The sequence below is a fragment of the Shewanella sp. Sh95 genome (genome assembly GCF_001308045.1).
Taxonomy (GTDB): domain Bacteria; phylum Pseudomonadota; class Gammaproteobacteria; order Enterobacterales; family Shewanellaceae; genus Shewanella; species Shewanella xiamenensis.
Window position 1 is genome coordinate 42358 of sequence record NZ_LGYY01000210.1, and the last position, 13519, is coordinate 55876.

Genomic DNA, 13519 nt, shown 5'->3' on the forward strand with positions numbered 1-13519 from the left:
CCCTCAATTCTCGATGCTTAAACACCGCCATAAGCACAACCTGCTATCCGCGAGACACTCCACACAAGCCTAAACAATCGTTCGCTGATGGATACAACCAACAACAATCCCCGAAATAGAGTAAAAACATTAAACCTGAAGAATTGATCAATTCTGTACTAAAAATACAGTCTATTTAGCTAAAACAGTGGATTAGATACTCTTTGTGAAAAGTTTAGATCAAACGTCGCTGATTTTTTCACCTAAAACTTGAGATCTACCGCACACAATTATCACTTTTTCAAAAAAACTGTTTTCCATTTAAAGATAAATAGCGTATTATTCTCTGCGTAGGGTACAGAGGTTAAGATGTTCTATCTTTCAGACCTTTATTTCACTTATAGTGACGAGCCAAATTCTGGCGCCCCAGCAACTTGTTTGCTGGGGCTTTTTTTTGCTTTTTTTCAGCCAATGACCCGTCATCCCAAATAGTGTTTAGTGTTCTCAAACGCATTTTGAATGCTAGTCATAAATTAAGCCATTAACTAAAGGCGAGTAAATTTTAGAGTATTTACTTTAATAAAAGATAAATTCGATGTATGCTGTCGTCATTGAGAACCATTGAAGGTAATTTGATGGTGCTTGAGTCTTGTTGAATTTAGCTTCTCCCCAAAAGAGCTAAAACTTTGGCCGGTGACTATTGTTATCGGCTATTTTTTTGCCTGAAACTTGAGGGTTGATAGTTGAAAATCAATTGTTTTATAAGGGGATAGAGCGAGATATCGCAGGGGAAGATGGCCGAATGCACTTGTGGCATCCGACCATAAAGCAAAAGACTTACTCGGCGCCGTCTTGGTTTTCTAACTCATCGGCCAACCATTGCGGATGACACCATTCATTTAAGATACTGAGCACTTTAGGTTTGCCCGTGCCCTTGAGCGCAGAAAAAGGCTCAACCTGTACCCAATCTCCAAACTCAACCAGCGCTTTACGCACTTCGTTCACGGTTTTCATCTTCGCGCTTTGCGCCAGCTTATCAGACTTAGTCAGCAATGCGAGTACCGGAATTTCACTCGCCACCGCCCATTCAATCATCTGCATATCCAGATCTTTTAGGGGATGACGGATATCCATTAAAACCACAACACCACTTAAACAAGCACGCTTCTGTAAATACTCGCCTAGAGATTGTTGCCATTTAATCTTCATGGCTAATGGCACTTGGGCAAAACCATAACCCGGTAAATCGACTAATCTACGCTGTGCATCAAGCTCAAATACGTTAATCAGTTGAGTACGTCCAGGCGTTTTACTGGTACGAGCCAAGTTTTTTTGCTCAGTTAATGCATTGAGCGCACTCGATTTTCCAGCATTTGAGCGACCAGCAAAAGCAATCTCAACACCGACATCGCCAGGCAGATATTGATCCAAATGTGCAATGTCTGGTGCACTGATTAAAAACTTCGCCCTGCGAAAATCTATATGAGATTCAGTCACTATTTACTCCAATATATTTACTGCGCAATACCATAATTTATGAAGAATTGCTTACTTTTCCACGTTTTCGTGTAAAATATTACCCCGATCACATTAAACATATTTTACCACGCTTGCGGGTCACCCTAGTAAGCTCAGGATAATAATCTTAACCAGAAGTTGGAACGCCATGAAAAAGTTAGCTCTTGCGCTGTCTGTTGTAGTTGCCGCCATATCTTCACCTGCGATTGCTGAAGGTAATGCTGAAGCGGGAAAAACTAAAATTATCGTCTGTTCTGCCTGTCACGGTATGGACGGTAACAGCATGATCGATATGTACCCTAAGCTTGCGGGCCAACACGCCACATACCTCCAAAAGCAACTACATGATTTCCGTAGTGCGGCACAATCTGGCGGTAAAGATGGTCGTATGGATCCTATCATGAGTGGTATGGCAATGCCTCTTAGTGATCAAGATATTCTCGACATTACTGCATATTTCTCTACTCAAGCAATCCAAGTTGCTGAGGTGAAAGATGTTCCTGAGCTAGGTGCAAAACTTTACAAAGGTGGCGATGTGTCACGCGGCATCACTGCATGTATGGCATGTCACGGTCCAGATGGTAAAGGGGCTGAATCAGCTGGTTTCCCAGCATTAGCCGGTCAACACGCTAACTATATCAAGATCCAACTGACTAAGTTCCGTGATGCAGGTCGTCACAATGACCTAAACGGTATGATGCAAGATGTCGCTAAGAAGTTAAATGACAGCGATATCGATGCACTATCTAAATATCTTGCTAGCCTAAAATAAGGTTTAGCGATGTAAAGAAGGGTGTGTTGTCACCCTTTTTTTACACCGCCTAGTTTACGTTAACGTAAACTGATAAAGATTCATGCTTGACATGGATCACAGATTTGGGTTTAATAAGCCCCGTACCGAGATAAACCCATCTGTTTGTACAAATAAATTAATAATAACTTACAGATTTCGGTATAATTAACATTCAAGATATAAGAATAAAGACTCTCAATAACAACAATATAACTAAGACCACTCTCTAATAATAACAAGAGCAGTGATTTCGCTTTGAAATCCAGGTCAGTACATTTTTGTAAGGGACGGCCGATAACGCCAATTTGCGAAAGCAAAACGCCTTACATTCAGGGTAACTTGCCCCATCAGGACACAGTTTTACATGATGTAAACTGTAGCAAAGGAAGCTAATCGCTTTGGATGCACTGGCTGGAAGCTTGTTATCACTGGAAGGTACTTCAAGTAACAAGGATGGTTGATTTAACGTCATTGATGACGCTGCTATAAAAGATGTGTCTTGAGACCATCTACGGAAACTGTGGTCAGGATGGCGACAGGAAAGAATTAAGAGTCTGGAAGACCGCTAACAAAAACACGCAGGGAAAGCAGTAAAAAAAAGAAGGATACCGACCGGGAAAGTCGCATAGCAAGTACGGATACTTGGAATCAGAATAGGGTGTTAAAATGCACTGTTTGTAAGGCGGCAGTTTAACTGCCGCCTTTTTTCTTTATGATTTTCAATCAAAACGCACTTTGTCTAGAAAGTGCACTCTGCAAATATAATTGTTACAATCAAAGCCTTAATCTTTTATCAGTTGACTCAATGCGCAGATGTCCCCTTTGTCATAGCACACAAACACTGTTGCTCCTACAGGACAAAAAACGGTGTTTTTATATTTGCCAGACATGCGGACTCACTTTTGCTGATGCAAATAGCCATCTTCCTCCTGCGGCAGAAAAACAGCGCTATGGCCGTTCGCGGATTGCCGCCAAACAGCGCCAACTCTCGCAATTTATTTTGCCGCTACTGACACAAATACAACTGCAGCAAAAAGGTAGCCTCACGGGCTTAAATTTTGGACGCGTATTAGATCAAACCAGTCTGGCGACCATTGAATCGGCGGGGCACACCTTCAAGCAATATGACCCTTTCTTTGCTCCTGACCATGAACCTCTAAAGCAAGAGTATGATTTTATTTGCTGCTACCGAGTATTTGAGCATTTTCAGTATCCCTTCAAAGAATGGAGATTACTGACCCGCTTGCTTAAACCAGGAGGCTGGTTAGCAATTAGTACTCCTTTATTAATTGATTTAGAAGGTTTTGCTAAGTGGCATTATAAAAACAATCTCACTCACGTGAGTTTTTACCAAAGACTAACTTTTGAATACCTAGCGAGTAATAGTGATTTTGAACTATTATTTGCCGCGAAAGACCTCGTTTTGATGCAAAAAACATCATAATCTGGTATAACAGCCGACCGAATTTAGCTCTTAGTCGATCCCGTATCGGCTAGGCCATACGATGTAAATAATTGAGAAAATCATGTCTCGTAGCAAGAAAACACGCAAGGGCGGCGAGAATAGCCCCAAACAACAGCCAAGAGTGAAAAAGCAGGAACGTGCTGAAGTCACTGGCAAGCGCGCAGAAAAGGGTAACAAGTCTGGCAGTCGTCATAATGAAGCGCTGATCCAGGCTCAAGCACCACAGAAAAAGGCTGCACAGAGCAAAGATCCTCGCCATGGCAGTAAAAAACCTGTGGCTTTGACGTTGCCAACCGCGACAGAAAAGCCAGCCACGCCAAAGGTTAAGCAGCCAAAGTTAACTGACGAGCAAAAATTACTGAAGCTGGAAGAAGATCCAAGACTAAATCAGTTGCTCGATATGCTAGAAGAAGGTCGCAACTTAAATGATACCGATCAAAAATGGTTAGATCAGCAGCTGAATAAGATTGAAGCCCTGATGATTAAACTGGGTATTAGCGATGAGCTAGAAGATGAAGTGCCAGCGAAATCTAAAGCTGATTCAGATGACGACCTGTTCGATCGCTTTGAATCCGGTGCCGAACTGCTAAAAGATTATCAAGATAAGTTTTAAATCTTAGAATATGCATAAAAACAAAACGATTATGTTTTGTTTTTATGCTTTCTGAACAAGGAGTTCTCGTGTCTACCACTCTTATCGTTCTTGGTTTTATCATTATTGTTGCCCTCAGTAGCTACGCCACTTTTTTACTCCTCAAACTCAAGCAACAAAAACACCGTCAACAAGCGCTTTTTGCCGAGCGCGAAGTGGCAGCTAATGCCAAACGAGCACAAGTACTCGAAGATATCCGCTATATTGCGACAGCCATGATTGAAGACCGCTGTGAAATCTCCGAAGGCGTGGTCAGGATTGGGCGTTTGTTTGAGATTTTATCCCTCAGCGAGCGAGTCGCACCAGAGTTTCCTGCACTCTTCCAACATTTTGAGTTAATTAAAAATCATCCGATTATGGAAGCCCGCCAAGCTCTACCAAAGCAAGATCGAATGAAACTCGATTTTACACGAATGAAATCTGAAGCTGAGCTTGCCGAAGGTATTAACGAAGATGCTAAAAAGTTGTCGACTTATCAGCTAAAAGCACCGCACTAAAAACGCTTACTCCGCCTCGAAGCCAAATTTGGATCGGTTTCGAGGCGATCAATTTAAATCCGTTCATCACATAGAGTGCGACTTCCCGTGAGCCTGTGCACAAAACCTCCAAAAAACGACAGACACACGCTCTTTTTTCATAGATATTGCGTAACTTCTAAAATGGCAGACATCATTTTTACAACCTAGATCAAGGTTATTTACCTAAGAACCTTGCATACTTCGTTTGTTGCTAATTTACCCTCGGAGGACACGCCTTGAAGCAGCCCACTCAGATAAGCTGGGATCAGTCGATGATCGAAAAATATAACTACAGCGGTCCCCGTTATACTTCTTATCCAACGGCGCTAGAGTTCGATGATTCATTCACTGAACAAAACCTGTTAACGGCGATTGAAAACAGTAAGAGTGACAAACTGTCGCTGTATATTCACATCCCCTTCTGCGCCAAACTTTGCTACTACTGTGGCTGTAATAAAGTCATCACTCGCCACGCCCACAAGGCTGATCAATACATTGAGTATTTGAGCCACGAAATTATCAAGCGCGCTCCGCTGTTTAAGCACTACACAGTCACCCAAATGCACTGGGGCGGCGGCACGCCAACCTTCTTAAATCCTGAGCAAATTCTGAAGTTAACCGACTTAATCAAGGCTAACTTTAACTTTGCCGCAGAAGGTGAGTTCTCTATCGAAGTTGACCCGCGTGAAATTGAGCTTTCAATGCTCGATACCTTAAAAGAAGCGGGCTTTAACCGCATTTCTATCGGGGTGCAGGACTTCAATAAAGAAGTACAAGTCGCAGTTAACCGCGAGCAGGACGAGCAATTTATTTTCGATTTAATGGCCAAAGCCAAGGCCATGGGATTCGTCTCAACCAATATCGACTTAATTTACGGTCTGCCACACCAGACTCCCGAAACATTCGCCGCTACCATGCAGCGCGTGTTAGACCTGTCACCCGATCGTCTATCCGTGTTCAACTATGCCCATTTACCCGCGCGTTTTGCCGCGCAGCGTAAAATCAAAGATGAACATTTACCATCGCCGAAACAGAAACTCGAGATGTTGCATCAAACAATCGAGACCTTAACTGGCGCAGGTTATCAGTACATTGGCATGGACCACTTCGCTAAGCCCGACGATGAGTTGGCTAAGTTACAACGCGAAGGCAAACTGCATCGCAACTTCCAGGGTTATACCACCCAAGAAGAATGCGACCTGCTTGGCCTTGGCGTGTCTTCAATCAGCCAAATCGGCGATTGTTATGCGCAAAACCAGAAGGACATTCGTCCTTACTACGAAGCCATCGACAAAGACGGACATGCGCTGTGGAAAGGTTGTAGCCTGAACCGTGATGACGAAATCCGCCGCGTAGTGATCAAACAATTGATCTGCCACTTCGATTTAGATATGGCGAAAATGGACGAAAAACTGGGTATTAAGTTTGAGGAATACTTCGCCGAAGACTTAAAACTACTGCAAACCTTTATCGACGATAAATTAGTTGAAATCGCCGACAGAAAGATCACCATCAGCCCCACAGGCCGCCTGTTGATCCGCAATATCTGTATGTGCTTCGACCTTTACTACCGTCAAAAAGCGCGTCAACAACAGTTCTCCCGTGTGATCTAACACTGACACATTTCCAATAAAAAAATCCGACTCGAATGTCGGATTTTTTATTGGGAAATAGAGCTACTTACTTAAGCTTTAGCCGCATACAGCGCCTTACGCTCACTCTCGGATAAAAACGCCATTTCCACCCCATTACGTTGCACCTGAGTCAGCTCAATATCGCTAAGTCCCAGTTCAGACTTAGCAATGCGATACTCATGCTTGATATCAATCGCACTCACACCCGGATCATCGGTGTTCAGGCTTATCAACACACCGGCATCCATAAAGGTTCTGAAGGGATGTTCAGCATAGGAAGACACAGTCGAAGTATGCAGATTGCTGGTTGGGCAAGATTCGATACCGATACGATGTTTAGCGAGGTATTCCATCAGCTTAGGATCGTGAATCGCATTCACCCCATGGCCAATACGTGTCGCACCCAACTCCTGAATCGCCTGCCACATACTTTGTGAACCCGCCGCTTCGCCCGCATGGGCGGTAATGGCTAAGCCTGCGTCTCGCACTCGCTTAAAGTGCTCGTTAAACAACTCGCCAGGAAAACCTAACTCATCGCCGGCTAAATCCATCGCGACTAAGTGTTGTTTATGGGCGAGTAAGCCTTCAAGCTCCTGAGTACAAGCGGCTTGGCCGAAAGAGCGCGACATAATTCCGATAAGATTGATTTTAACTTGGTAATCTTTCAGGCCTGCTTTCACCCCATCGATAACCGCTTCAACCACACCTTCAATCGGTAGCTTATGGTTCATCGCCATGTAATATGGGCTAAAACGCAGCTCCGCATAATCAAGGCCAGATAACGCAGCATCGGCCACGTTTTCATAGGCGACACGTTTTACCGCATCTAAATCAGCGAGAACGGCCACCATCCAGTCAAGCTTCTTTAAGAAGGCGACTAAGCTGGTTTCTTTCCCCTGAATTTGTACAAATGGCGCGAGAGTCTCTAAAGAATCGGCAGGCAAAGCAATGCCATGTTGGTGTCCGAGTTCCCAAATGGTGTTCACTCGCACGTTACCATCTAAGTGACGATGCAAATCCACCAATGGAATGGATGTATTGATCATAATTAACCCCTATGTGAACTACCCAGCCAATGCTTTTGTTATTTGGTCTAGGGCGGACACTAAGTTTAACACGCATTCTTTGGTGGCACTTAGCTAAGGGCAGGATTTAAATTCACATTCAGTCACAATTCTGCTTAATATGCGTACAAGAATCTGGGGTAAACCTCAGGCATAATGACTTCAATAACAACGAAAATATCCGAGATAAATCATGCATAAACTCTTTACCCCAAGCTTACTGATTTGCGCCCTAACTGCCTGTAGCACAGCTCAAACTCCTATCGAACATACACCGACAACCATCACTACAGCGCAGGCGCCAGCCAAAACTATGGCACCAGCACTGCAAGCGATTGTGGATCAAAGTTGGCAACTCCAACTCAGTGCCAGCCCAGAAATGGCCTATGGAATGGGGGACAAAAGTGCTGCGGGTAAACTACAAGATCTGTCACCAGAAGCCTTAGCCAAGCTCAATCAAGGACAAATTGCCATTCTGGCCCAATTGAAAGCACTGAATCGCAGCAAGCTGAGTAAAGAAGATAAAATCAACGCCCAAATCCTCGAGGATCAGATCCAAAATGAGGTTGATCTCTATAAATACAAGGATTACTACCTGCCAATCACCGCAGAGAGCGGCTTCCACGCCTATATATCTTCCATTGCACAAGGGCGATTCAACACCCTAGAGGATTACCAAAACTACCTAGGTAAGCTTAAGGCGCTACCGACCTATTTTGCCCAGCAAACCCATTGGTTAAAACAAGGCTTAAAGGAAGGTATTACACCGCCTAAGGCGACGCTCAAGGGATTTGAAAACAGCATTAGTGCTTACATCTTACCGGTAGAGAAAAGCAGTTATTTCAAGCCATTTACTCAATATCCAAGCCACTTTACCGAGGCGCAAAAAGCACAGCTCACCCAAGAAGGCAAAATCTTAGTCGAACAAAATGTAATCCCGACCTATCAGGCTTTTTATGATTTTATGACTCAGGAGTATATGCCCAACACTCGGGAAAATATTGCCGCCAACAGCTTACCCGATGGTGATGCCTTCTACGAGAACCGCGTTCGCTACTACACGACCTTAAATATGACCTCGGTCGAAGTGCACGAGCTCGGTTTAAAAGAAGTAAAGCGTATCCGCCAGGAAATGGAGCAAGTCATTAAGTCTGTTGGCTTTAAAGGCAGCTTTGCCGACTTTTTACATTTCTTAAGAACCGATCCCCAGTTTTATACCACCAGTGCGGATCAGCTCCTGAAAGAGGCGGCCTTTATTGCCAAAAAAGCCGATGCCATGTTGCCCAAATATTTTGGTAAATTGCCGCGAAAACCCTACGGTATCGCGCCAGTGCCGGCCGAAATTGCCCCTAAATACACTTCAGGCCGTTATTCAGGCTCTAATCGTGATGACGAGCCGGGTTACTACTGGGTTAATACCTACGCCTTAGATAAGCGCCCGCTCTATGAACTCGAAGCGCTAACGCTACACGAAGCTGTGCCCGGACATCATCTGCAGATTTCACTTAACTCCGAACTGAGCTCGTTGCCTGATTTTCGTCGCTATAGCTACATTTCGGCCTTTGGTGAAGGTTGGGGATTGTATAGCGAGTACTTAGGCTTAGAAGCGGGATTCTATCAAGACCCTTACAGTAACTTTGGACGCCTCACTTACGAGATGTGGCGCGCAGCTCGCCTCGTTGTCGATACGGGGATGCACGCCCAAGGCTGGAGTCGAGAGCAAGCCATCGAGTTTATGGCGAGCAACACGGCGTTGTCGCTCCATAATGTGACTACTGAGATTGATCGTTACATTACTTGGCCAGGGCAAGCGCTCTCCTACAAAATTGGTGAGCTCACCATTAAACGCCTGCGCGCGAAAGCCGAGCAAGCCTTAGGCGATAAATTTGATATTCGTGCCTTCCACGACGCCGTATTAGAGAATGGTTCTGTGCCTATGTCGGTGCTGGAGCAGCAGATAAACGACTTTATCGAAACGCAAAAAGCCGCGATTTAAGCTCATCCAAGGGAGCGGGTATTTTCCTGCTCCCTTTCCTGCCCGCCCCAGTTCTCTGATACACTCTAGCAAACCTTTTTGCCCGAGATGTGCGACAGAGTATGAGCCAAACGCCCCTAAACTTTCCAAGGGAAGAGTTTTCCAAGGTAGCTTTTTCAACGGAACACGATTTAAATACTTCTGAACAGCAAGCCTTTTGGCAAACCGTTGTCCAAGACACACTCAACCCCCCCGATGGATTAACCTTGGCCTATATGATGGTCAAGCATCCCAAGGCCCATGCCAGCATAGTCATCAGCAGCGGCCGGGTTGAATCCTACTTAAAGTATCAAGAATTGGTATTTGACCTGTATCAGCAAGGCTATTCGGTGTTTGCCATCGATCACCGCGGCCAAGGGTTATCGAGCCGCATGACGGCCAACCCCCATCAAGGCCACGTGCGGCGGTTTAATGACTATATCGACGACTTTGCCCTATTTATGCAAACCGTTGTACTCAAACATGCCACTTCGCCACTGTTCTTGCTCGGACATTCCATGGGCGGCGCCATCGGTACCTTGTATCTCAAACAACATCCGGATGTGTTTACCGCGGCGGCATTCTCAGCCCCCATGTATGGTATTAAGTTACCCATGCCCAAAGGATTTGTCCGTTGGTTAGCCAGTAAGCTTGATACTAGCCTCAACGGTGGAGAGCCTAACTATGTTCTCAGCGGGCAAAACTATAAGGCCGCTCCCTTTAAGGGAAATGATCTCACCCATTGCCAGAGTCGTTATCAAGCCTACCGAGAGTTGTACGATGCGGCGCCAAAGTTGCAGTTAGGCTCACCCACTAACCGCTGGTTGACTGAATCTTTAGATGCGGCCGATGCCTGTGTCTTGGCCACGGCACATATCCGCACACCCATTCTGATCCTACAAGCTGGTGAGGATAAAATTGTCGACAATGCCGCACAAAATCTTGCGGTGAGTTCTAATTGCCAACTAAAAGTGATTGCAGGTGCTGCCCATGAAATTTTTATGGAGAAAGATAGCTATCGCAATCAAGCACTCAATTACGTACTCGACTTTTTTAAACGCTACGCAACAAGGGACGTGGACAAGCAAGCTGTATAAAATCATTAAAACTCAAGGCTCGAGCGATATTGTAGCCTTGAAAGTGCGTACATCCTAAGGCTGTAAATAGCTGCTGTTGCTGTACAGATTCGACACCTTTCGCCACTATCGGCAGTTTAAAAGATTGTATCGATTGAATAAGCGCTTGGCTCCAACTGGCATCAACCAGCAAGCTTGCAGCACAATGCAAATCTAACTTAACTTCTGTAAGCGGGTAGTGGTGTAGGCAACTTAAGGCGCACTGACCAGCACCAAAGTTATCTAATGTAATCGCAATACCAGCCTCTGTTAACTGTCGGATACGTGGCTCAACAAAAGCGTTAGCGGTAAGCAATATACCCTCAGCAAGTTCAACCCCCAGTTGCTTATCATCAAGCTCATAGGAACGAACTAAAGTAATAAATTGATCTACAAAATCAGCTTGGCAAAAAGATAAGGTACTTATATTCAAAGTCATACGCGGCAGAATGATGCCCTGTTGCTTAAACTGTTTGACTAACAGACAAACTCGATCGGCAACATTTAAATCAAGCGCGGCGATTAATCCATTATGCTCAGCTAAGCGAATAAACTGCGCTACAGGCACAATTTCACCATTGGTTAAATACCAGCGAGATAAAACCTCTGCAGAAACAATTTTGCCTTGCCTATCAACAACAGGCTGGAACATCAAAGAGAGTTGATTGTCAGTAATCGCATGTTGTAATGCACTGATTAATGACGATTCAGGATCAACAGCAGACGCTAAGTCTGGATGATAAAACGCGCATCCCTCATGCTCCAGTGACAGAGCACACTTCATTGCGAGTTGCGCACGCTGAACCACGAGTTCTGGAGTGAGAGTATCGACGGGATCTAATAAACAAATACCCACGTTGGCACTCAAACTAAAATGAGACTCTCCATAATGGAAAGGGCGAATCGTAATTTGTCTTAACTCGGTTGCCAAAGCTAATGCACGACGCCCTGCAATCTCAGCATCAACGGCCAACTCCTTAATTAAAAGAGCAAAATGACCAAGTTCAATATGAGCAACGACAATGTTCTCTGTAAAATAACTCGAGAGCCTTGCACTTAACTGCGACAGTAAACGCTCAAGTTCGTGGGATGATAATGCCTCGCTAACGCCTAAGGTATCGACATTAACGAATAATAATGCTCCCCACTGGCCAGAACTATTACGTTGAGTCAGGTAATGTGACAATTGCGCCATAAATACTTCAGGAAGCATCCGATGACCACCTGCCGATTGCTTCACTAACTCCGCAATCGCAGCATGGTTTCTCTCACTCTCTGATACATCGACATGAATGCCTATCATCCGAGTCGGTCTACCAAGATGGTCCCAGTCGACTAACATGCCACGGTCAAATACCCAGACATAATGCCCTTCGCGGTGCTGTAAGCGATGAACACTCTCAAACTCTTTTGTTTTTCCGCTCACATATTCCTGTAAGCAATGCAATACAGCCCGTCTATCCTCGGGATGCAAACGTGTTTCCCATGTCTGGAATACCCCTTCCAGTTCATCGGGTTGATAACCTATCATTTCTTTCCAGCGGTCGGAGAGAAACACTTCGCCAGTACGAAGATCCCAATCCCAAATACCATTGCGCGACCCTTCAACGGCAAATAACCAACGCTGTTCACTATCATTAAGCTGTTTAACCGCTCGCGCTAACCGATCATGAACCAATTGTAGGTTTGTTTGCAGGGATAAAATCTCGGACGCACTCCAAGGTACTTGAGTAGAAAATGCCGATGTGCCGACATGTTGTGCCGATTTGCATAACAGCTTCAGTGGACGTATTAGCAGATAATATAACACGCATGTAAAGCCAATAAGCAGCAACGCCCCAAGCCCCCACACACGCATAAATCGCTGTTGTAACTCGCTTGATGCTCTCGCGACCAAAGGGGCTAGATCAGATTCAAGATAAAGCAGCTCTGTGGCCCCAGGATACTGGGCGTCAACTGGATAATAAGCTTGAATTGATAACCTTTCTGGATTGACCGAAATACTTGCCTGACCTGATTGCACTACGACATGATGTCTAAGCACATCATATCCATCAATCACTTCTATCGCATTGCTATCGCGCCAAACAGTATGATTAGCAAAACGGATCCGACTGTTCGCATCAAGCAAGATATAAACCATCACATTCATATCTAAGGTTGCTAGAGACACTTCCTGCTCAATCCGCTCAATATCTTGCAGTGCCTGTGCTGACTGAACGACAGCCTGCATACGCAAAAGCTGCTGTTTTATCTGACTCACTTGACGATCAGCTAACTCCTTACGCACCAGTTCACTCTCATAAAAATACTCAGCCGTCACTAACACTAAATAAAGTGTCAGCATACACACAGGAATTAATACGGCGAGTGAGAGTTTGCGAAGCATTGGTAGCTTATGATCTTAAATAAAGAAATAGACGCCCTGTATGCTAACGGTAAACCTACGACTAAGCAAAAAGACTTAACATAAATACGAGTATTTTGGAGAGCACTACCTAAAAAATTAAGACAGTGATTGATTGTAATCATCTAATAACATTTAGATGTTTTGAATATGGGATAGCTATGTTACAAAAAGCAGGCTATTTGAAATTTCAAAAACAAAAAAGCCAGCTTATTCAGCTGGCTTCATTGTTTAATTAGGCGCTTGGCGATGACCTACTCTCACATGGGGAGACCCCACACTACCATCGGCGCGATTGCGTTTCACTTCTGAGTTCGGGATGGGATCAGGTGGGACCACAATGCTATTGTCACCAAGCAA

10 protein-coding genes and 1 rRNA gene are annotated in these 13519 nt (G+C 44.7%); 7 read left to right on the plus strand and 4 right to left on the minus strand.

Annotated elements, in window-relative coordinates; all coding sequences use genetic code 11:
* Window positions 1-816: 816 nt before the first annotated feature.
* Window positions 817-1476, minus strand: coding sequence for a ribosome biogenesis GTP-binding protein YihA/YsxC (gene yihA, locus AEA42_RS15480; RefSeq protein WP_037424068.1), 660 nt, complete (start codon window positions 1474-1476; stop codon window positions 817-819).
* 169 nt (window positions 1477-1645) lie between these two features.
* Here yihA and AEA42_RS15485 point away from each other — a divergent pair, with 169 nt between their 5' ends.
* The 5 genes from AEA42_RS15485 (at window position 1646) to hemN (ending at window position 6538) form a co-directional block, all read left to right on the plus strand.
* Complete coding sequence (locus AEA42_RS15485; RefSeq protein WP_037424071.1) at window positions 1646-2269, plus strand: c-type cytochrome; 624 nt, start codon at window positions 1646-1648, stop codon at window positions 2267-2269.
* 826 nt (window positions 2270-3095) lie between these two features.
* The gene (locus tag AEA42_RS15495) at window positions 3096-3734 is read left to right on the plus strand and encodes a class I SAM-dependent methyltransferase (protein ID WP_037429866.1); all 639 of its coding nucleotides are present in this window, start codon (window positions 3096-3098) and stop codon (window positions 3732-3734) included.
* Between the two features lie 82 nt (window positions 3735-3816).
* Complete coding sequence (gene yihI / locus AEA42_RS15500; RefSeq protein ID WP_055648202.1) at window positions 3817-4368, plus strand: Der GTPase-activating protein YihI; 552 nt, start codon at window positions 3817-3819, stop codon at window positions 4366-4368.
* A gap of 68 nt (window positions 4369-4436) precedes the next feature.
* Window positions 4437-4904, plus strand: coding sequence for a DUF2489 domain-containing protein (locus AEA42_RS15505; protein WP_037429860.1), 468 nt, complete (start codon window positions 4437-4439; stop codon window positions 4902-4904).
* A gap of 257 nt (window positions 4905-5161) precedes the next feature.
* Window positions 5162-6538, plus strand: a complete 1377-nt coding sequence (gene hemN / locus AEA42_RS15510; RefSeq protein WP_082389665.1) for an oxygen-independent coproporphyrinogen III oxidase — start codon at window positions 5162-5164, stop codon at window positions 6536-6538.
* 71 nt (window positions 6539-6609) lie between these two features.
* Here the strand turns inward: hemN and add are convergent, their stop codons facing one another.
* Entirely contained in the window at window positions 6610-7605 is a 996-nt protein-coding gene (gene add / locus AEA42_RS15515) for an adenosine deaminase (RefSeq protein WP_055648204.1), read from the minus strand.
* 211 nt (window positions 7606-7816) lie between these two features.
* On the opposite strand from add, the gene AEA42_RS15520 reads away from it, so the two are divergent.
* Complete coding sequence (locus AEA42_RS15520) at window positions 7817-9619, plus strand: DUF885 domain-containing protein (protein WP_055648205.1); 1803 nt, start codon at window positions 7817-7819, stop codon at window positions 9617-9619.
* A 101-nt stretch (window positions 9620-9720) separates the two neighbouring features.
* Window positions 9721-10734 carry an alpha/beta fold hydrolase gene (locus AEA42_RS15525; RefSeq protein ID WP_055648206.1) on the plus strand — a complete coding sequence of 338 codons (1014 nt, stop codon included), beginning with the start codon at window positions 9721-9723 and terminating at the stop codon, window positions 10732-10734.
* Here the strand turns inward: AEA42_RS15525 and AEA42_RS15530 are convergent.
* Complete coding sequence (locus AEA42_RS15530) at window positions 10691-13141, minus strand: EAL domain-containing protein (protein WP_037429862.1); 2451 nt, start codon at window positions 13139-13141, stop codon at window positions 10691-10693. The genes AEA42_RS15525 and AEA42_RS15530 overlap by 44 nt on opposite strands.
* Window positions 13142-13400: 259 nt before the next feature.
* Window positions 13401-13516, minus strand: a 5S ribosomal RNA gene (gene rrf, locus AEA42_RS15535).
* Between the last annotated feature and the right edge of the window lie 3 nt (window positions 13517-13519).